We start from the raw sequence: 19406 nt of genomic DNA on the forward strand, positions 1-19406 counted from the left end.
TCCGTCGCATCGACCTCCGGTGGAACCGCCGCGGGCCGCCACCGGCCGCGCCCCGGGCCGGGGAGCACGTGGCTCCCCGGCCCGGGCCGGTCACTCGCGCCGTACGGACTACGGCTTGGCCGCGCCCGCGGTCGCGCCCGTTCGCGCACCCGCTCCTGCGGCCGTTCCCGCAGCGGCCGTCGTGCCCGACACCGGGCCCGCCTTCGCCGAGACGGCGACGTAGTCGACCCGCATCGGGTGGCCAGGTTCCGTCGCCGGGCCGGGGGTGCCGCCGAAGGCGGCGGGGAGGTTGCCGCCGACGGCGACGTTCAGGATCAGGAACAGCCCGTGGTTGACGGCCCTGTCCCAGGTCGCGCGGTCCATCTGCGCGGCCGCCACCCGGTGGAACTCGCGGCCGTCGAGGTACCAGCGGACCTGTTCGGCGCCGGCCGTGAGGTCGACCTCGACCGCGTACCGGTGGAAGCCGGTGCGGCAGTCCGCGCCGCACGGCTGGTCGCCCGAGCCGAGACCCCGGGGTTCCTGGCAGGGTCCCCCGTCGAGGACACCGCAGTGCATCGTGCCGAAGACCGTGTCCCGGCCGTTGACCTGCTCCATCACGTCCAGCTCGCCGATGGCCGGCCAGCCGGTGTACCCGTTGCGCAGGTCGGCGCCGAGGGTCCAGAACGCGGGCCAGTACCCGGCGGCGGCGGGGCCGGTGACGTCGGGCAGGGCGAGCGAGGCCTCGATCCGCAGCACTCCGCCGGGCGGCGGCGCGAAGTCGGCGCGACGGGACTCGATCCGGCCCGAGGACCACCGGCCGTTCGCGTCCCGGGTGGGCACGATCTCCAGCGCGCCCTTGCCGTCGAGGCGCACGTTGTCGGTCGAGTCGGTCATCGTCTCGATCTCGCCGGTGCCCCACTGCGGGGCCGGGCAGCCGGGGTAGCAGGTGCCCAGGTCGTACTGCCAGTTGGCGGTGTCCGGGCGGCTGCCGGCCTGGCCGTCGAAGTCGTCCCGGAGCAGGTGGGTCCATCCGTCCGGGCCCACCGGGCCCACCGGGGTGCCCGGGCCGCCGGACCCGCCGGGAGCGGCGCCCCTGGCGGGCAGTGCGCCCGCCTCGACCAGCAGCCGCTCCAGTCGCGGAGTCAGGACGACCGCCGCGACGTTGGTCAGGTGCGTGTCGTCCCGGTAGAGCAGGATGCGCTCCAGGACGGCCGGGCAACTCCGCCCGTTGCCGGGGCAGATGACCGAGTTGACCTCGACCGACTGCACGCCGGGCAGCCGGCCGGCGGCGATCTCGTCGGCCAGCGGGTCGGCCCACAGGGCCCGGTCGCGGGAGAACTCGCAGGTGGCCGGGTCGTCGGTGTGGCCGGAGATGCAGGCCGGGACGTCGGTCCCGGGGATCGGGGTGTCGCGCAGGTAGACGATCGGCACGCCCAGCTCGCGCAGCGGCGTCAGGGTCTTCTCCCACCCCCGGAGCAGGAGTTGACGGTCGTCGGTGTAGCGGTTGAGGGTCGAGACGACGATCAGCCGGGGCTTGGGGCCCTCCTTGAGCCGGGCCAGGGCGTTGTCCCGCCAGGTGTCGCACTCCCGGTAGGGGCGACCCAACTGCGGGTTGATCACGTCGAGTTCCGGGAGCGGGCAGCCCTGCTTGACCAACTCCTCCAGCGCCCAGCGCCGTTCGGCGGCCATGGCGAGCAGCGCGGAGAACCACTGGCCGGCGTGCGAGTCGCCGAGCAGCACGATCCGGTCCGGGCTGTCCACCACGCCGAACCGGCAGTCGGGGCTGGTGGTGGCGGCCGGTGCCACCTCGCACTCGCCGTCCGGCGGGAAGTCCTTGCGGGCCTGGACGGCGTCCGGGACCACCGCCGGGCCGCCCTTCGGCGGGGCGGCGGTGCGCACCAGCAACGAGGTGCCGTCGGGCGAGCCGGGCGGCAGGCCCTGGAGGTCGACGGGAGAGGCGGGGCCGAGCAGGCGCAGCGTCCCGGTGCCGACGACCAGCGCCAGCATCACCGGGACGACGACCGCAGTGAGCCCCAACGAGAGCCCTCGGCGCGGGAGTTCGGAGACGGTCCGGCTGCGGCGGAGCGGCCGTTCGACCCAGCGCATGACGGCGGCGGCGGGCAGCGCGGCGGCGGCGGTGAGCGCCACCTTGACGGGCCAGCCGAGGGCGCCGAACTGCGCGCCGGCGAGGACCAGGACCGGCCAGTGCCAGAGGTAGAGGTTGTAGGAGAGCCGGCCGAGGGCGCGCGGCACGCGGGTGCCGAGCACCCGGTCCACGCCGAGGACGGCGGTGGCACCGGCCCGGTCGGGCGTCCCCGCCAGGATCACGGCGGCGGTGCCGAGGGTCGGGACGAGCGCGGCGACGCCCGGGTACGGGGTGGTGTGGTCGTACGCGAGCACGCAGCCGACGACGGCCAGCGCACCGCCCCACCCGACGAGCAGGCGCAACGACCGCGGCCCGCGCAGCAGGTGCCAGGGCAGCAGGGCGAGCAGGGCGCCGACCCCGAACTGCCAGACGCGGGAGGGCGTGCCGAGGTAGGCGAGCGAGACGGAGTCCTGCGTCCAGTGCAGCGAGAGCGCGAAGGAGCCGACGGTCAGGACGGCCGCGATCACGGCCGCCACGGGCCGGACCGACCGGCCGCGGCCGTCGGGGCGGCCCTTGCGGACCACCCGGAGCACCAGGTAGCAGGTGAGCGCGAGCAGCGGCCCCCAGAAGAGGTAGAACTGCTCCTCGACGGCGAGCGACCAGAAGTGCAGCAGCGGGCTCTCGTCGCGGCCGGCCGCCAGGTAGTCGGTCTGCTGGGCGACGAACCGCCAGTTGGCGACGGAGAGCGCCGCCGCGAGGACGTCGTGCTCCAGGTCGGCTCGGCGCAGCGGGACGGTGAGCCAGGCGCCGACCAGCGCGACCGCGGCGAGCACGATGGCGGCGGACGGCAGCAGGCGCCGGGCCCGGCGGGAGAAGAACTCCCCGAGCCGGATGCGGCCGTTGGTGACGGCCTCGCGCACCAGCAGGCCGGTGATCAGGTAGCCGGAGATGACCAGGAAGACGTCAACGCCGACGAAGCCGCCGGCCAGGCCGGGGACGGAGGCGTGGAAGGCGAGGACGGCGAGGACCGCGACCGCGCGCAGGCCCTCGATGTCGGGCCGGAAGCCCGGCCGGGGCGCCGGGCCCGGGGCATCGGAACCCCGGGAGACGGCGCCCCGGGAGACGGCCCCCGGGGCTCCGGCGCCGCCGGGCGGCGGGCCGGGAATGGTGTAGGCATCCGGACGGAGTTCCGGAACCGCGGGCGTTTCCATGGGTGGTGACGACCTTTCAACCCAGCCAGGGCAGCATCGGGCGTACCCAGCCGGAGGCGAGCAGAGCGGTGAGCACGAGCGTGGCGGTGGCGGCCAGCCCCTCCGGCCAGCGCCGGGGGAGCATGCCGACGCGGCTCGTGGGTGCGGACGACGCACTGCTTCGGGCGTCCCCCCTGATCTCGCCCACCAGGTCCCGGATCAGCGGTACGCCGATCTGCGCCTGGACCGCGAGGTACAGGCCGAGGCCCCAGTTGGGTTCCCATCCGTAGTGGGCGACGGCCAGGGCGAGCCCGGCCGCGCCGGCGCCGAGCGAGGCGATCAGCCAGGCCAGCGAGACCAGCACGACCTGCCTGGCCAGCCCGCCGGGCTTGGCCTTGCCCGCGCCGGTGGGTACCCAGGCGGCGCTGCGGCCGCGCAGGGTGTGCCAGAACGCGGCGCCGGCGGCGGCGCTCATCAGCACGTTGGAGCGGATCACCTCGATCCGCCAGCGGGTGCGGCTGACCCTGGGCAGCAGGACGTGCCAGAGCCAGAGCGGCGCGAGCATCGGCAGGACGTGCCAGGGCCGGATCTGGTCCGGGTACCAGAACATCATCACCAGCGGCGGCAGTGGCGCGACGAAGATGTTCACGGCGGCGGCGAGGTAGCCGACGATGCCCTCGTAGAAGCAGAGCCGCATCCGCCAGGGTGCGCCGATCCGCTTGAGTTCGGGCGAGCCGAGCAGGTGCAGGTTGCCCATCGCCCAGCGGTACTGCTGGTTGACGAAGGAGGCGAGGTTGTCGGGCGAGGTGCCCTTGGCGACCAGCACCGGCACGTAGAGGGTGCGGTAGCCCTTGGCGTACAGGCCGAGGCCGGTGAAGAGGTCCTCGCTGTGGTCGAGCCGGGCGAAGCCGCCGGCCGCGTCGATGGCGGCGCGCCGGTAGACGGCGTTGCTGCCGCAGCAGATGGCGGCGTCGCTGGCGTCCCGGGACGGCTGGATCCAGCGGAAGAACCACTCCTGCGCGGCGCCGGCGGAGCGCTGGATCCACCCCATCGTCTCGTCGGTGTCGAAGCACTGCGGGCTCTGGACGATGCCGGTCCGCGGGTCCGCGAAGTACGGGACGAGGTGGCGCAGGAAGTCGGGCCTGGGCGCGAAGTCCGCGTCCAGGATCGCGATGAACTCCGCCTTGCTGAGCGTGAGCGCGTGGTTGAGGTTGCCGGCCTTCTTGAGGTGGCCCCGGTCGGGGCGCACCACGTACTCGTAGCCGTGGGCGGCGGCGAGCGCGGCCACCTCGGGCCGGTCGCCGTCGTCGAGCACCCAGACGGTCAGCGCGCCGGGCCAGTCGACCGCGGAGACCGCCCGGTAGGCGTTCTCCAGGATGTCCAACGGCTCACCGCAGGTGGGCAGGTAGAGGTCGACGGTGGGCAGTTCGTCCGGGTCCCAGGCGTGCACGAGGACTTCGTGCGACTGCCGGGTGAGCCGACGGCTGCGCAGGCTGTTGAAGGAGGAGAGCACCAGCGCCACCACGTTCAGCGCCAGTACCGCGAGGAAGATCCAGAGTGCGGGCGTCCGCAGCGCGAACGTGAACATCGTCCCGGCCGTGAAGACGAACGCGGCCGAGGTGGCGACCAGCACCCAACGGCGCTGTGGTCCGAAGTACCAGTAGAGCTCCTGATCCGAAGGAGGTTGAGGAAGGTGCCCGACGGGCTCGGTAAGCCCCGTCCGAACAGGCGGAATCTCTTGGACAGTCATATGGCCCCCACAGCCGTGTTTCTGACAGCTCCACGGTCACAGTACCCCATTGGTATAGACCATTCGCCCACTCGTCCGACGGCCGGACCTCACCCCTGCCCCACTAGACCGACCAGCCCACCCCCGCCCGTAAAGCAGCAGGCCACAGTAGGGTTAACAGTCCTCCAACATCCCTGCGGACACGCCCTCGAAGGGCCGTTCGGGCAGGCCGGAAACCGCCCCACGCGCCTCTCACGGCCCCCTGCGACACACGATTGCCACAGACGCGGAACGCGTGTACACGGACACCGGACGGGCGCGGACCCACGGCCCGGGCGGGGCCCCGGCGGGCCCCGGCGGGGCGGCGAACGACAGTGGGGCGGCGACCGGAGAACCGGTCGCCGCCCCACGGGGGTCGTACTCGTCGATCAGACCGCCGGAGCGGGGAAGGTCGGGAACTCCACGCCGGAGACGTACTGGACGACCCGGATGACCTGGCAGGAGTAACCGAACTCGTTGTCGTACCACAGGTAGAGGATCGCGTTGTCGCCCTCGACCTTGGTGGCGCCGGCGTCGACGATCGAGGCGTGACGCGAGCCGATGAAGTCGTTCGACACCGCGTCGGGCGCGGTGGTGAAGTCGATCTGGCGCTTCAGCGACGAGGTCAGCGACACCTCGCGGAGGTACTCCAGGACCTCCTCGCGGCTGGTCTCGCGCGCCAGCTGCAGGTTGAGGATCGCGATCGAGACGTCCGGCACCGGCACGCGGATCGAGCTGCCGGTGATCTTCGCCTTGAGGTCCGGCAGCGCCTTGGCGACGGCGGAGGCGGCACCGGTCTCGGTGATCACCATGTTCAGCGGCGCCGAGCGGCCGCGGCGGTCGGCCTTGTGGTAGTTGTCCAGCAGGTTCTGGTCGTTGGTGAACGAGTGGACCGTCTCCACGTGGCCGCGCAGCACGCCGTACTCGTCGTCCATCGCCTTCAGCGGCGGCACGATCGCGTTGGTGGTGCAGGACGCGCAGGAGATGATCTGCTCGTCCGGCTTGACCGTGTCGTGGTTCACGCCGTGCACGATGTTGGGCACGTCGCCCTTGCCCGGGGCGGTCAGCACGACCTTGTCGATGCCGGGGCGGAGGTGCTTCGACAGGCCCTCGCGGTCGCGCCACTTGCCGGTGTTGTCGATCAGGATCGCGTCGTTGATCCCGTACGCCGTGTAGTCGACCTGGGACGGGTCGTCGGCGTAGATCACCTTGATCGCGTTGCCGTTGGCGACGATCGTGTCGTTCGCCTCGTCGACGGTGATGGTGCCCTGGAACTGGCCGTGGATCGAGTCGCGCCGCAGCAGCGAGGCGCGCTTCACGATGTCCTGGTCACCGCCCCGGCGGACGACGATCGCCTTCAGCCGCAGGCCGTTGCCGGAGGCCTTCTCGATCAGCAGGCGCGCCACCAGGCGGCCGATGCGGCCGAAGCCGTAGAGCACGACGTCGCGCGAGCCGAAGCGCTCGATCTTGTTGTCGCCGGTGGCACCGGCGACCGCCTCCGCGGTGAACTGCTCCACCGAGAGGCCGCGGCCGTCGGCGCGGTGGGTGGCGGCGAGCATACCGATGTCGATCTGGGAGGGGCCGAGATCGAGCGCGGTGAGCGCCTGGAGGAAGGGCAGCGTCTCGGTGACCGAGAGCTCCTCGCCGGCTATCTGGCGGGCGAACCGGTGGGTCTTGAGGATGCTGACCACCGACTTGTTCACCAGGGAGCGGCTGTGCAGCAGGACTGTGACGTCCCGCTCCCGGTGCAGTCGGCCGATGATCGGAATCATCGACTCCGCGATCTCCTCGCGGTTTTTCCAGTCCGTGAACACGTCGTCGTTGACAGTCACAAGTCCATCTTTCGAGCTAGGAGGGTGTTCACATGCTAGCTCCGGCCCCGCCCGGTCAACGAAACGGGCCCCGGGGGCCCCTTCCGCCCCACCCTCCCCACCCGCACCCGGAGCCCCCCGAAACCCACCCGCAGCACCGGCCGGAACACCCGCGGCGCCACCCCCGGGAGCGACTTCCGGGCACCGTCCGGGCGCCTCCCGGAGCGCACCTCCGGAGCCGCCCCCGGCGGTCGACCGGACTAGCCGGACGGCACAATCGCTGTCATGCAGCACATCTTCGTCATCGGCATCGGTGCGGGCGACCCCGACCACCTGACCCTCCAGGCCGCCAAGGCCCTGGCCCGCACCGACGTCTTCTTCATCCTCGACAAGAACGAGGAACGGCAGGACATGATCCGGCTGCGCCGGCAGATCCTCGCCGAGCACGGCCGGCCCGGCCACCGCGTGGTCGGCGTCTCGGACGCGGAGCGGGACCGCACCACCCCCGCGTACGCGGCGGCCGTGGAGGACTGGCGCAGCCGCCGGGCCGACCTGGTCGAGCGGCTGGTCGCCGAGCACCTCGGCCCGGACGAGACCGGCGCGTTCCTGGTCTGGGGCGATCCGAGCCTCTACGACAGCGTCATCGCCGTGATCGACGAGGTCCTCGCCCGCGGCGGCGCGGCGTTCGGCTACGAGGTGGTCCCGGGGATCAGCAGCGTCTCGGCACTCGCCGCCCGGCACCGCACCACGCTGACCCGGGTCGGCCGCCCGGTGCAGATCACCACCGGCCGCCGGCTCGCCGAGGGCTTCCCGGAGGGCGTGGACGACGTGGTGGTGATGCTCGACGGGCGCGCCGCCTTCACCGCGATCGATCCCGAGGGGCTGGAGGTCTTCTACGGCGCCTACCTCGGCACGCCCGACGAGATCCTCGCCGCCGGTCCGCTCGCGGAGACCGCCCCGCGGATCAGCGAGCTGCGCGAGGAGGCCCGGGCGCGCAAGGGATGGATCATGGACACCTACCTGCTCCGCCGCTCGGAGGGCTGACGCCCGGGAGAGCTGACGTTCGGTCACGCGCCGTCCCCGCCAAGGCGGGGGCGGCGCATTCGTGTGTGCGAAGGATCCTTCGGCACGGGTCGGACGGGAAACTCTTGACGTTTGTTGACTGCGAGTAGGTAAGGTTAGCCTCACTTCATATACAGCGTCCAACAGGAGCTGCAGATGGCCCACCGACCATGCCGTCCGGGCCTCCCTGTCCAGCCCTGTCCGGACCAGGCCCACCCCCGTCGTGCCGGCCCGGACGGTCCCGGCCCCCACCGCAGCGGCTCAGCCCGTCGCGGTGGCACCACCCGTCACGGCCGCGAGGCCCGTCGCTGCGGAACCACCCGTCGCGACGGCACAGCGCGGACCGGTCCCGCCCCCGGGCGGCACGGTCCGGCTCGGGCGGGTGTGGGCGGCACCCGCCACCGCCGCCGCCACCCTCCCGGAGGGACCGCTCCCTTGACGATCCCGCAGACAGCCCCGCACGCCGCACCGGTCGGACGCACCGCGCCGACCCCGACGCGCACCGGGCCACGCACCTCCGCCCCGACCCCGACGCGGGACTCCTCGCCGACCGCACCGCCCGCCACCGCCGGAAGCGCGCGGCGATGACCCGGACCGCCCAACGGCTGCTCCGTCTCATCACCGGCCCCACGCCGCCGCCGTTCGCCCTGGTGCACCGCCCCGCAACCACCGGCCCGGGCATCCTCGACGTGCTGACCGGCACGGTGAGCCGCCCGGCCCGGATCGGCGACCTGCCGGTGCCGGACGCCGACGCGCCCGGCCGCCACCAGGTCCTCGCGCTCCTCCCCCACCGGCTTCCCGCCGGCCCCGGCGGGACGGCCTCCGACGACGGCGACGCCCTGACCGCGCTCCGCGTCACCGAGCAGGCCCTCGCACCGGTCGCCGAGGTGCTCGGACTACTGCCCGGCACGCCGGTCGGCCTCACCGGAGCGGGCGCCGAGCCCGACGACGAGGACCCGGCGCCCCTGCGACGGACCGACGCCGGGCGATCCTTCTCGGTCACCGTCACCGACTGGTCGCCCTCCACCGCGCTCGCCCTCTTCCGGCGCCTGCTCGGTCAACAGCCCGGTGCGTACTGGACGTTCGTCCTGCACACCGGCGACCGCGTCCTCCTCGGCGCCTCGCCCCGGCGCCATGTCGGCCTCGACCGCGGCACCATCGCGCTGAACCCGGCCGGCGGTACCTACCGCTACCCGCCCGGCGGGCCGACCACCGAAGGCGTCGTCGCCTTCCTGACCGGCGCGGAGGAGGCCGCCCGGCTCTACCGCGCGGTCGACGAGGGTCTCGGAACGGCGGGCCGGCTCTGTGCGGCCGGCGGCCGGATCACCGGCCCCCGGCTGCGGACCATGCCCCACCTCGCCCACACCGAGTACCAGGTCGAGGGCCGGACCACCCGCGACGTGCGGACGATCCTGCACGAGACCCGGCCGCCCACGCCCGCCGTCCGCACCTTCCCGGACGACGCGGGCGGCCCGAGCGGACCGGACGGGCTCGGCGGCCCGGGCCACCACCCCGGCGTGATCGCGCTGATCGGCCGGGACGGACGCGGCCGCCAGGCCCTGGACTCCGCCGTCCTCGCCCGGACCGCCGAGGTCGACGCGACCGGGCGGCTGCGGATCCGCGTCGATCCGGCCCACGTCCGCGGGTCGGCCCCGGCAGCGGCGGCCGCCTGGACGCGGATCGAGGCCGCCGACCTGCTCTCGGCCCTGCGGACCGTCGCGCCCGCTCCGGGGGCGCGCGCTCCGGAACCCTCCGACCTCGGCTCGCAAACGGCGGTCCGCCGGGCCCTCGCCGCCCGGCACGAACCGGTCGCCGCGTTCTGGCAGGCGGAACCGGAGGAACGGGCGCAGCCGATGCCCGCGCTCGAAGGGCGCCGGGTCCTCGTCCTGGACCCCGGGGACACCTTCACCGCCCTGGGCCGGCAGATGCTCACGGCCCTCGGCGCCACCGTCGAGGTCAGCCGGTTCGGCGATCCGCACGGCTCCGACGCACACCCCCGCCACCCGTTCCGCCCCGACGGGCCCCGCCTGCCCGGACCCGGACTCCCGGGCCGCGGGCCGGAAGGGCTGGGGCCGGAAGGGCTCGGGCCGCAGGAGCACGCGGCGGGGAGGCACCACCCGGAGCGGCACCTGCCGGACGGGTTCGGGCTGCCCGGGTCCGGCTTCGACGGGTACGACCTGGTCATGATCGGCCCGGGCCCCGGCGACCCCCGGCAGAGCAGCAACCCGGGGATCGCCCACCTCCGCGGCGCCGTCGCCATGCTGCTCTCGAACGGCACCCCGTTCCTGGCGGTCGGGCTCGGCCACCAGGTGCTCTGCACCCTGCTCGGCCTGGCGGTCGTCCGCAGACCCGCGCCGCAGCGGGGCGTGCGGCGCACCATCGACCTGTTCGGCCGGACCAGGACGGTGGGTTTCCACAACACCTTCGCCGCCCGCTGCGACAACGAGGACTTCCCCTCCATCTGGCGGCCCGGCACCGTCCTGGTCTCCCGCGACGACGCCGACGGCGAGGTCCACGCCCTGCGCGGACCGGACTTCGCCTCCGTGCAGTTCCACCCGGCGTCCGTCCTCACCCGCAACGGCCCCGCGCTCCTCGGCGGCCTCCTCGCCGATCTGCTGACGGCGCCGGTCGGGACGTCCTGAGGCGGGCCGGGAGGCGACCGGCGGCGGCCGGAGCGCGTCCCCCGGACCGGTCGCGGTCCACCTTCCGGAGCGGTCACGGTCCGCCTGCCGGGACGGCCCGGCAGGCCCCCGCGGCGCTCCCCCGGGCGCGCCCACGACCCGTGATGGACCGGGCCGGGGAGCCGCCCCGGAGACCGAGAACACCAGGTCGCGGGGGGCGCGGCGGGCGGTGCGGCGAGCCCCCGAGCGCACCGTGCGACCACTCGCCAGACTCTCCGGGGCTGAACTAGGGTCGCCGTATGATCCGGTCCCCCCGCAGACGCTCCCGCATGGCCGAGGGCCTCCCGCCCATCACCGCGGAGAAGATCGTCGCCACGGCTCTGGAGCTGACCAGGGCGCACGGGCTGGACACCTGGTCGATCCGCCGGCTGTCGGGGGCCCTCGACGTCTGGCCGGGCGTGATCTACCACCACGTCGGCGACCGGGACGCCGTGGTGGCGGAGGTCACCGGCGCCGTGGTCGCCGCCCTGCCCGTCCCGGACCCGAGCCTCCCCTGGCGGCAGTGGTTCACCGAGCTCCTGCTCGACGGACGGACGGTGATGCGGCAGTATCCGGGCGTCGCCCGACGGATGTGCCTCGTCGGCCCGACCGCGCCGGCCGCCCTGCCCGCCGTCGAGACCGGCGTGCAGATCCTGGAGAGCGCCGGGTTCGGCGCGGACGCCGCCCTGGTCTACCGCTACCTGTTCAACAGCGCCTTCCTGCTGGTCGCCGCCGAGGACGACCGCGCCGCGGCCCCCGCCGCCCCCGCCGCCCGGGAACGCGCGCCCCACCAGCAGACTTCCGACGAGGCCGCGACCGCGTTCTACGCGTTCACGGTCGCCCGGGCCCTCGACGGCGCCGAGGCCCTCCTCGGCCGCGGCACGCACCGGACGCGCTGAACGCTCCGAACACACCGAACGCGCCGAACGCACCGGGGGCCGATCCGGGCCCCTCGACAAGCCGCCCGGTAAGCCGAGTTACCGCCCCGGACCGGTCCGCGCCGACGCTCAGTCCAGACCGCCCGGCCCCTGCGCCGCCGAGGTGTCGGCGACCGGATGGCGAACGTCCTCGACGTACTGCCGCGCCCGCGCCCGGACGCCCTCGGGAAGCTGCCCCCGGGCCAGGTCCTCCAGCGTGACGTGCTCCAGGACCTGCCGCAGGCTGACCCGCACCGCCCGCCAGACGTCCGGCAGTTGAGCCGCCGCGCCCGGGTAGTCGAGGCCCGTGAGGCTGAGGTCCCGGACATTGGCGAGCGAGCCGTCCACGGCCCTGATGACGTCCGCGAGAGTGATCTCCGCGGCGGGTCGGGCCAGGGCGTAGCCGCCCTCGGGGCCCCGCACGCTGCGCACCAGCCGGTGCTGACGCAGCTCGCGCAGGATCGAGAGGAGGAACCGCAGCGGAATGTCCTGGGCACCCGACAGGTACTCCGCCTTCGTCGGGCCGGCGGGCCGGAGGGCCAGCTCCGCCATGGCCCGTACCGCGTAGTCCGCCCTGGCCGAGATCCGCATGGGTCCAATCTCTCACGCCGCCCCCTCGGTCACACCACCGCTCCGGGCACGATCCGATCACCACGCGACCCACACACCTCGGACACCTGATCAGACGCCCCCGTCACTCCACTTCCATATAGTGCATCGAGTTAGTGGACAACATCGCTCGCTGGAGAAACCGATGTCCCTGCCGACACACCAGTCCCACCCGACCCGGCACACCGTGGCGGTCGTCGGGGCCGGCGCCGCCGGCGCGCTCGTGGCGATCCACCTGTGCGAGGCCGCCCTCCGCCGGAACACCCCCTTAACCCTCCTCCTCGTCGACCCCGCCCTCGCTCCCGGCTCGGGCTCGGCCCCGGGAGCGGGCACCGCGTACGCCACCCGGGACCGCCGACACCGGCTGAACGTCCCTGCGGGGGGCATGAGTTGCTACCCCGAGGACGACACCCACTTCGTCCGCTGGCTGGTCCGCCACGCGGACGCCCGCACCACCGCCGCCGACTTCGTCCCCCGCGGGCTCTTCGGCTCGTACCTCGCCGACGCCCTCACCGACGCCTCGGCCCGGGCCCGCGCCCTGGTCACGGTGCACCGGGTCGCGGCCACCGTGACCGGCCTCGCCCGGCAGCGCGGCCGGACGGTGCTCACCTTCGCCGACGGCGCCGAACTCACGGCCGACAGCTGCGTCCTGGCCACCGGTCCGCTCCGCTCGCGGCAGTCCTGGGCACCCCCCGGGCTCCGCGACTCCGCCCGGTTCGTCCCGGATCCCTGGGCACCGGACGCCCTCGCCGGGCCGCTCGCGTCCGACGGCGACGTCCTGCTCGTCGGCACCGGGCTGACCGCCGTCGACGTGGCGCTCACCCTCGACCGTCCGGGCCGCACCCTCCACGCCGTGTCCCGCGGCGGCGACCTGCCCAGCCCGCACGCCGTGGCACCCCTCGCCGCCGTCCCGCCTGCCGAGCCGCTGGACGGGCTCGCCCTCGCCGACCTGCGGCGTGCCGTCCAGCGGCACGTCCGCCGCACCGTCCGCACGCACGGGGACTGGCGGCCGGCCCTCGACGGTCTGCGCCCGCTGACCGCGCGGCTCTGGTCGGCCCTCTCCGTCGAGGAGCGCGCCGAGTTCCTCGCCCGCGACCGCTCCCGGTGGAACACCCGCCGGCACCGGATGGCGCCCGCGACCGCCGAGGCCCTCGCCCGGCTCCGGGAGGCCGGCCGGTTCCGGCCCGCCGCCGGGCAGGTGGCAGCCGTCCGGGAGGACGAGCCCGGGGGCACCGGGCTCGTCGTCACCCTGGTCGACGGCCGCACCCTGCGGGTCCGCTGGGTGGTGGACTGTACCGGGCCGGCGACCGATCCGGCCCGCTCCCCCGACACCCTGCACACCGGCCTCCTGGACGCCGGCCTCGCCCGCACCGGCCCGCTGGGCATGGGGTACGCGACGGACCCGGACGGACGGCTCCTCGGCGCCGGCTCCTCGGCGCCCGCACCCCTGTGGACGCTCGGCGCCCACCGCCGCGGCGAACTCTGGGAGACCACGGCGGTACCCGAGATCCGGGCGCAGGCCGCGCGCATCGCGGACGTCCTGCTGACCCGGGCCGCCGCTCCCCGGACCCGCCCCGCAGGCGTCCGGCCCACGGACCCGATGGGGCTTCCGCTCAGCACCGACCCGGCGGCGGCCGCGGCCTACCGCACGGCCCTGGACCTCCTCATGGCGGTCCGGGCCGGCGCCGACGAGGCACTGCACCGGGCCCTCGAACTCGACCCGGGTTTCGCCCTCGCGCACGCCGCACTGGCCGCGCTCGGCCATGAGGGCGGTGCCACCGCGGACGTCCCCCGCGCGCTCGCCGACGCCCGCAGCGCGGTCCGCGAGCGCGGCGACGAACGGGAACGCTCACTGGTCGAGGTCGTGGCCCACCGGGTCCGCGGCACCGGCGGGGACGCCGCGCTGCTGCGCCACCTCGCCGATCACCCCCGGGACGTGCTCGCACTCGGCATGGCCGTCCCCACCATCGCCTTCTCGGGCGTGACGGACCTTCAGGACTACGCGTACCGGCTGGTCGGGCGCATCGCTCCGGAGCACGACGGCCACTGGTTCCACACCTCGCTGCTCGCCTTCATCCGGCAGGAGCAGGGCGACTTCGCGGCCGCCGAGCAGCTCGCCGACCGGGCCCTCGGCGTCGAACCGGCCGCCGGCCACGCCGTGCACGCCCTCACCCACGTCCACTACGAACGCGGGAACCACGAGGAGGGACGCCGCTGGCTCGACGCGTGGATCGACCGCCACGGCCTGGGCACCGCGCACCACGCCCACTTCTCCTGGCACGCGGGCCTGCACGAACTGGCCCTCGACGACGCGTCCGCCGTCCGGGAGCGCTGGTACTCCCAGCTGTCGCCGTCCCGGGTGAACGGCGTCCGGGCGCTCGTCGACTCCGCCTCGTTCCTGTGGCGGGCCCGACTGGCCGACCGGTGGCACGGCGCGACGCCCGTCACCGCGGTGCTGGACTCGATCGGCCGCGAGTCCCTGGAACGGCCCGCGACGGCCTTCGTCGCCCTGCACAGCGCGATGGCTCTCGCGTCCGCGGGCGACCTGGTCGGGCTGCACCGCCTCCGGCGGCACGCGGCGTGGCACACCGACCCCGTGCAGCACGAGGTCATCGCGCCGCTCTGCGACGCCATGACGGCCGTCGTGGAGGAGCGCTGGGGCGACGCCGCGGACACGCTGACCGCCCTGCGGCCGACGCTGCGCCGGGCCGGCGGGAGCGCCGCCCAGCGCGAGGTGGTCGAGGAGACGCTGATCCACGCGCTGACCGCCGCCGGCCGCTACGCCGACGCGGAGCGGCTGCTGCGGACCCGACTCGACCGCCGCCCCTCCCCGCTCGACCGGCGCCGGGTCCGGTCGCTGCCCCGGCACCTCCCGACGGCCTGACCGCCGCGGGCCCGACCAGGGCCACCGGCCACCGGCCACCGCCGGCCTGTCCCCCGCGCCGACCTCACGCGCCCGGGGACAGGCCGGCGGTGGTCGTCAACCGTCCTTGGGTGCGGGGGATTTCACGGAACCCGGGCCGGTGTCGTCGCGGCACTTCCGGTGGCGTTTCCCCCACCGCGAACGGCATTCCGTGGGCGCCTCCGCACGACGGGACCGCGGTCCCCCCAATTCACCGCCGGCGAACGGGCGTCAGTAATTCCGCTCATCATCGTCACCCCCCGTGATCGAAATCCGGGTCGGCCTCCGACCGCGTCAAGAAGGGGCGTTCGGCGCCGAACCGGCTCGGAGCCTATGCGGCCGACCGCAAGATCGTCAACGGCCTTTCCGGGAGCCCGGATCCCGCGAATCGGACCAATGGGTGGAACCTTCGCAAGAGCACGGACAGCGGGACAGCTTCCCAGGTCAGGGGGGCTGGGATAGTGTGCGGCCGACGGGCCGGCCCAGGGGGGCCGGAGCCCGTCGGGCCGCTGCGCCCAGGGGGTTCCGGGCCGCGCCACGTCTCCGCGCCACGCCTGATCCGACGTCATCCGGTCCGGTGCGGGCCGGGATCGCCGATGCGCACCGGCTGTCACTCCAGTCACATTCCGCAGGCCAGCGCTCTATGCCGTGTACCTGACATGCTTATACTGGCGCTGCCTCACCAAGGGACTGCTTCCACGCGCCCCGAGGTCCACCACCGCCGCCGCGGCACCCTGCCCGCGAGGCGGCAGCGCGCTCCCCCCACCCGTGTGCGGGGGACACCGACCGGTGGCCGTCCTCCGCACGGCCGCCCGGAGAATCTGCACGTCCGTTTCGTCGTGACGAAGTTTGGAGAAATCACCATGACCTCACGTCAGGAGATCACGGATTCCGTGGTACTTCGTCTTCGCCAGACCCTCCCCGCCCTCGGCGAGGACGGCGTGAACGAGGACAAGGACCTGCGCGACTACCCGGAGTTCGACTCGCTCGGAATTCTGGAGGTCCTGGTCTGGCTGGAGGGCGAATTCGCCGTCTCCATTCCCGACGAGGAACTGAGCGTGGACAACTTCAACACCATCGGGAAGATCGTCGACTACGTCGTCGCCCAGGGCTAGGGCTCTCGTCACCGGAGTCGGACGATGGAGATCTTCACCCTGCCGGACCTGCTCACGGTCCGCGCGGCGACCCATGGCGCCAACCCGGCCGTGAGCCGGCACGGCGAGATGCTGAGCTACCGCGAACTACTCTCCTTGACTGAGGAGTTCGCCGACGCCCTGGCCGCGAACGCGGTCGGGCCGGGCGACCGGGTCGCCGTCCTCCTGCCCAACTCGGTGCAGTGCCTCGGATGGTTCTTCGGGGCACTGCGGCTGGGCGCGGTCGCGGTGGTCGTCAACGAGTCGCTGAAGCCGCAGCAGGTCGAGCACATCGTCCGGCACAGCGGTGCGGCCGTGGTGGTGACCGACCGGCGGCACCGCCCGCTGGTGGGCGACCTCGGCGTGCCCGTGCTCGACGCGGCGGACGCCGCCCCGCGCGGCGGCACCGGCGACCCGGCCAGGACACCCGGCACCGCCGCGGGGACCGTCGGCACGGGGACAGCCTGCGCGGGGGCGGGCCGCACGGGGCCGATCAGCGGGGACCTCGCCGCCCTGATCTACACCTCCGGCTCCACCGGCCGGCCCAAGGGCGTCATGGTCACCCACGCCAACCTGGTCGCGGGGGCCCGGATCGTCTCGACGTACCTGCGCCTCACGGAGGCGGACCGCACCCTCTCCCTCCTGCCGTGGAGCTTCGACGCCGGCCTCAACCAGGTGCTGGCGACGTTCTGGGCCGGTGGCACGCTGGTCATCGGCGGCCCGGCCTTCGCACCCAGGGTCTGCCGGGAGCTGGCCGCCGAGCGGATCACCGGCCTCGCCGGGGTTCCGCCGCTCTGGGAGCTGCTGGTGAACCGGCCGTCACCGTTCCTCGGCCTCGACCTGCCCGAACTGCGCTACGTCACCAACACCGGCGGCGCGCTGCGGGCCGACACCGTCGCCCGGATCAGGGACGCCCACCCCGGCACCGAGGTCTACCTGATGTACGGGCTCACCGAGGCGTTCCGCTCCACCTACCTGCCTCCCGACCTGGTCGACAGCCGCCCGGGGTCGATGGGCCGGGCGATCCCGGACACCGAGATCCTGGTGCTCGACGAGCACGGGCGCCGCTGCGCGCCCGGCCAGGTGGGCGAACTCGTCCACCGGGGGCCGACCGTCGCCGCGGGCTACTGGCGCGACCCGGACGCGACCGCGCGGGTGTTCCGGCCGTACCCGTTCGCCCCGGGCGGGGCGGTCGCGGAGCGGGTGGTCCACTCGGGCGACTACGTCCGCTGCGACGAGCAGGGGTTCCTCAGCTACCTCGGGCGGCGCGACGAGCAGTTCAAGTCCCGTGGCTTCCGGGTCAATCCGACCGAGATCGAGGCCGGACTGCTCGCCTCCGGCCTGCTCACGGAGGCGGTCGTCTTCGCGGACCGCCCCGGCCTGTCCGCCGACCCGGCCGACGGGACGGACGCCGATCCCGTCGTCGTCGCCGTCGTGGTGCCCGCCGACCCGGCCGGCTTCGCCCTCGACCTGCTGGAGGAGCACATCGCCGCACACCTGCCGCTCTACCAGCGGCCCGGTCGCCTCCGGGTGCTGCCGACGCTGCCCCGCACCTCCTCGGGCAAGGCGGACCGTGCCCGGGTCAAGGCCGAGTACGGCGCCCGGCCCGCCGCCGAGGCACCGCAGGAGGCCGCCCGTGCGACCCGCTGACACCACGGCGCCCACCGAGCCCACCGAGCCCACCGCGCCGACCGAGCCCACCGGCGTCACGGCACCCGCCGGGCCCGTCGGCGTCACGGCACCCGCCGACGAGGAGGCCCGGCTCGCCGCTCCGCTGGAGCGGTTCGCCGCCCTGCACGCGGCGACGCTGCGCGGATCACGCGGCGGTGTCGTCGACCTCTCCTACCCCAACCCCCTGGTCCACCGCGACCCGCGCGGATTCGACCTGCTGCGCACTCTGACCGCCTCGGTCGGGCAGAGCGAGCTCCAGTACACGCCGTTCGGCGGCGGCACGCTCGCCCGGCGCCGAACCGCCGCCGCGCTCTCGCGCCGGCTGGGCCTGCGGCTGGGTCACCGCGACCTCCTGCTGACCCCGGGCGCGACCGCCGCGCTGAACACCGCCCTGGCCGCCCTCTTCGAACCCGGGGAGGAGGTACTGGTCGTCACGCCGTGCTGGATGGACTACTTCCTCTACGCGCACCGGCTGGGCCTGCGGGCCCGCCCGGTGCCCTCGGGCGCCGGCAAGCGGCTGGACCTGACCGCGCTCGCCGCGGCGATCGGTCCCGACACCGCGGGCGTGATCATCAGTCAGCCGGTCTGCCCGACCGGGGTGCTGCACGACGCGGACGAGCTGACCGGACTGGCGGACACCCTGCGCGCCGCCGCCACCCGTTTCGGCCGCGCGCCCGTGCTGATCAGCGACGAGGTGCACCGCGACCAGAACTGGGGCGGGGCACCCTTCACCAGCCCGATGCAGGTGTACCCGGACACGGTCAGCGTGTACTCGTACGGCAAGGCGTGGTCCCTCCAGGGGCAGCGCACCGGCTACCTCGCCCTCGGGCCGGGCCTGCGCCGGCGGGAGGAGACGCGGGTGCGCGCAGAGCGGGCCCTGCGCTCGATGGGCCACTGCGCCCCGACCGCACTGATGCAGCGGCTCGTGCTGGAGCTGGCCGATCTCGACCCCGACTGCGGGGACCTGCGCGCCGACCAGGTGCGGCTGCGCGCGCTGATGACCGACCTCGGCTACCGCGTGGTCGGCGGCGGGGCCACCGGCTTCCTGTACGCCGAGTGCCCGTACGGGCTGGGCGGCTGGGAGTTCGTGGAACTGCTCGCCGCGCACGGCCTGATCGCCATGCCGTCGGAGCTCTTCCACGAGGAGGGCCACTTCCGGGTGGCCCTCAACACGGGGCCGGACCGGTTCGACGACGTCGGGCGGCGGTTGCGCGCGGCCTTCGAGGAGGCTCGCGAGCGGGGCCGGCCGCACACGAATTCCAGCTGAGCAGAAGGGTGGAGACCATGGAGAACACCATGTCCGGCATTTCGGCCGGCGATGTCGCGGACATCGCGGAAATCACGGGGACTGCGGCGATCGCGGAAATCCTGGAGCGTTTCGTCCGGACCGAGGGGCGGGTCGACGACGGTGACCCGGAATTCACCCGGCAGATCGACCTCTTCGATTCCGGATACCTGGATTCGCTGGGGACCCTGCACCTCATCCAGCACATCGAGGAGCGGTTCCGGTTCGAGCTCGGCGACGACGCCCTCGGCGACCCGTCGTTCGGCAGCATCGACGGGATCAGCTCGATCGTCGCCGCCGCGCTGACGGCGGCCGGCTCGCGGGAGCGCTGAG

General features: G+C 74.2%; 12 protein-coding genes. 8 read left to right on the top strand and 4 right to left on the bottom strand.

Features of this window, described 5'->3' with window-relative positions; genetic code table 11:
• Positions 1-108: 108 nt before the first annotated feature.
• From ABZY91_RS30990 to ABZY91_RS31000, 3 genes are all read right to left on the bottom strand, one after another.
• Complete coding sequence (locus tag ABZY91_RS30990) at positions 109-3276, bottom strand: acyltransferase family protein (protein WP_355406141.1); 3168 nt, start codon at positions 3274-3276, stop codon at positions 109-111.
• A 16-nt stretch (positions 3277-3292) separates the two neighbouring features.
• Entirely contained in the window at positions 3293-5005 is a 1713-nt protein-coding gene (locus tag ABZY91_RS30995) for a cellulose synthase catalytic subunit (protein WP_329878404.1), read from the bottom strand.
• Positions 5006-5412: 407 nt separating this feature from the next.
• On the bottom strand, positions 5413-6855 hold the full coding sequence (locus ABZY91_RS31000) for a glyceraldehyde-3-phosphate dehydrogenase (protein ID WP_329878405.1): 1443 nt from the start codon (positions 6853-6855) through the stop codon (positions 5413-5415).
• Between the two features lie 264 nt (positions 6856-7119).
• Here ABZY91_RS31000 and cobF point away from each other — a divergent pair, with 264 nt between their 5' ends.
• The 3 genes from cobF (at position 7120) to ABZY91_RS31015 (ending at position 11455) form a co-directional block, all read left to right on the top strand.
• Positions 7120-7878, top strand: a complete 759-nt coding sequence (gene cobF, locus ABZY91_RS31005; RefSeq protein ID WP_329878406.1) for a precorrin-6A synthase (deacetylating) — start codon at positions 7120-7122, stop codon at positions 7876-7878.
• A gap of 602 nt (positions 7879-8480) precedes the next feature.
• A complete protein-coding gene (locus ABZY91_RS31010; RefSeq protein ID WP_355406143.1) occupies positions 8481-10538 on the top strand; it encodes an aminodeoxychorismate/anthranilate synthase component II in 2058 nt (685 codons plus the stop codon).
• Positions 10539-10816: 278 nt separating this feature from the next.
• Positions 10817-11455, top strand: a complete 639-nt coding sequence (locus ABZY91_RS31015; RefSeq protein WP_355406145.1) for a TetR/AcrR family transcriptional regulator C-terminal domain-containing protein — start codon at positions 10817-10819, stop codon at positions 11453-11455.
• Between the two features lie 108 nt (positions 11456-11563).
• Here the strand turns inward: ABZY91_RS31015 and ABZY91_RS31020 are convergent, their stop codons facing one another.
• Positions 11564-12064, bottom strand: a complete 501-nt coding sequence (locus tag ABZY91_RS31020) for an Rrf2 family transcriptional regulator (RefSeq protein WP_355406147.1) — start codon at positions 12062-12064, stop codon at positions 11564-11566.
• 163 nt (positions 12065-12227) lie between these two features.
• On the opposite strand from ABZY91_RS31020, the gene ABZY91_RS31025 reads away from it, so the two are divergent.
• The 5 genes from ABZY91_RS31025 to ABZY91_RS31045 all read left to right on the top strand — a co-directional run bounded on the left by ABZY91_RS31025 (position 12228) and on the right by ABZY91_RS31045 (position 19405).
• Positions 12228-14966: an FAD/NAD(P)-binding protein gene (locus ABZY91_RS31025; RefSeq protein ID WP_355406149.1), complete on the top strand. Its 2739-nt coding sequence runs from the start codon at positions 12228-12230 to the stop codon at positions 14964-14966.
• Between the two features lie 881 nt (positions 14967-15847).
• Positions 15848-16099, top strand: a complete 252-nt coding sequence (locus tag ABZY91_RS31030) for an acyl carrier protein (RefSeq protein WP_329878415.1) — start codon at positions 15848-15850, stop codon at positions 16097-16099.
• 24 nt (positions 16100-16123) lie between these two features.
• Entirely contained in the window at positions 16124-17767 is a 1644-nt protein-coding gene (locus tag ABZY91_RS31035; protein ID WP_355406151.1) for an AMP-binding protein, read from the top strand.
• Complete coding sequence (locus ABZY91_RS31040) at positions 17754-19055, top strand: aminotransferase class I/II-fold pyridoxal phosphate-dependent enzyme (protein WP_355406153.1); 1302 nt, start codon at positions 17754-17756, stop codon at positions 19053-19055. Before ABZY91_RS31035 ends, ABZY91_RS31040 begins: the two co-directional genes overlap by 14 nt.
• 8 nt (positions 19056-19063) lie before the next feature.
• Positions 19064-19405, top strand: a complete 342-nt coding sequence (locus ABZY91_RS31045; protein WP_355406155.1) for a phosphopantetheine-binding protein — start codon at positions 19064-19066, stop codon at positions 19403-19405.
• Position 19406: the final 1 nt, after the last annotated feature.

This window comes from Kitasatospora sp. NPDC002965 (assembly GCF_040611255.1).
GTDB lineage: Bacteria > Actinomycetota > Actinomycetes > Streptomycetales > Streptomycetaceae > Kitasatospora.

Coding starts and splice junctions, on each gene's coding strand:
- ABZY91_RS30990 (WP_355406141.1), bottom strand. CDS start 3,276: ATGGAAACGCCCGCGGTTCCGGAACTCCGTCCGGATGCCTACACCATT.
- ABZY91_RS30995 (WP_329878404.1), bottom strand. CDS start 5,005: ATGACTGTCCAAGAGATTCCGCCTGTTCGGACGGGGCTTACCGAGCCC.
- cobF (WP_329878406.1), top strand. CDS start 7,120: ATGCAGCACATCTTCGTCATCGGCATCGGTGCGGGCGACCCCGACCAC.
- ABZY91_RS31010 (WP_355406143.1), top strand. CDS start 8,481: ATGACCCGGACCGCCCAACGGCTGCTCCGTCTCATCACCGGCCCCACG.
- ABZY91_RS31015 (WP_355406145.1), top strand. CDS start 10,817: ATGATCCGGTCCCCCCGCAGACGCTCCCGCATGGCCGAGGGCCTCCCG.
- ABZY91_RS31020 (WP_355406147.1), bottom strand. CDS start 12,064: ATGCGGATCTCGGCCAGGGCGGACTACGCGGTACGGGCCATGGCGGAG.
- ABZY91_RS31025 (WP_355406149.1), top strand. CDS start 12,228: ATGTCCCTGCCGACACACCAGTCCCACCCGACCCGGCACACCGTGGCG.
- ABZY91_RS31030 (WP_329878415.1), top strand. CDS start 15,848: ATGACCTCACGTCAGGAGATCACGGATTCCGTGGTACTTCGTCTTCGC.
- ABZY91_RS31035 (WP_355406151.1), top strand. CDS start 16,124: ATGGAGATCTTCACCCTGCCGGACCTGCTCACGGTCCGCGCGGCGACC.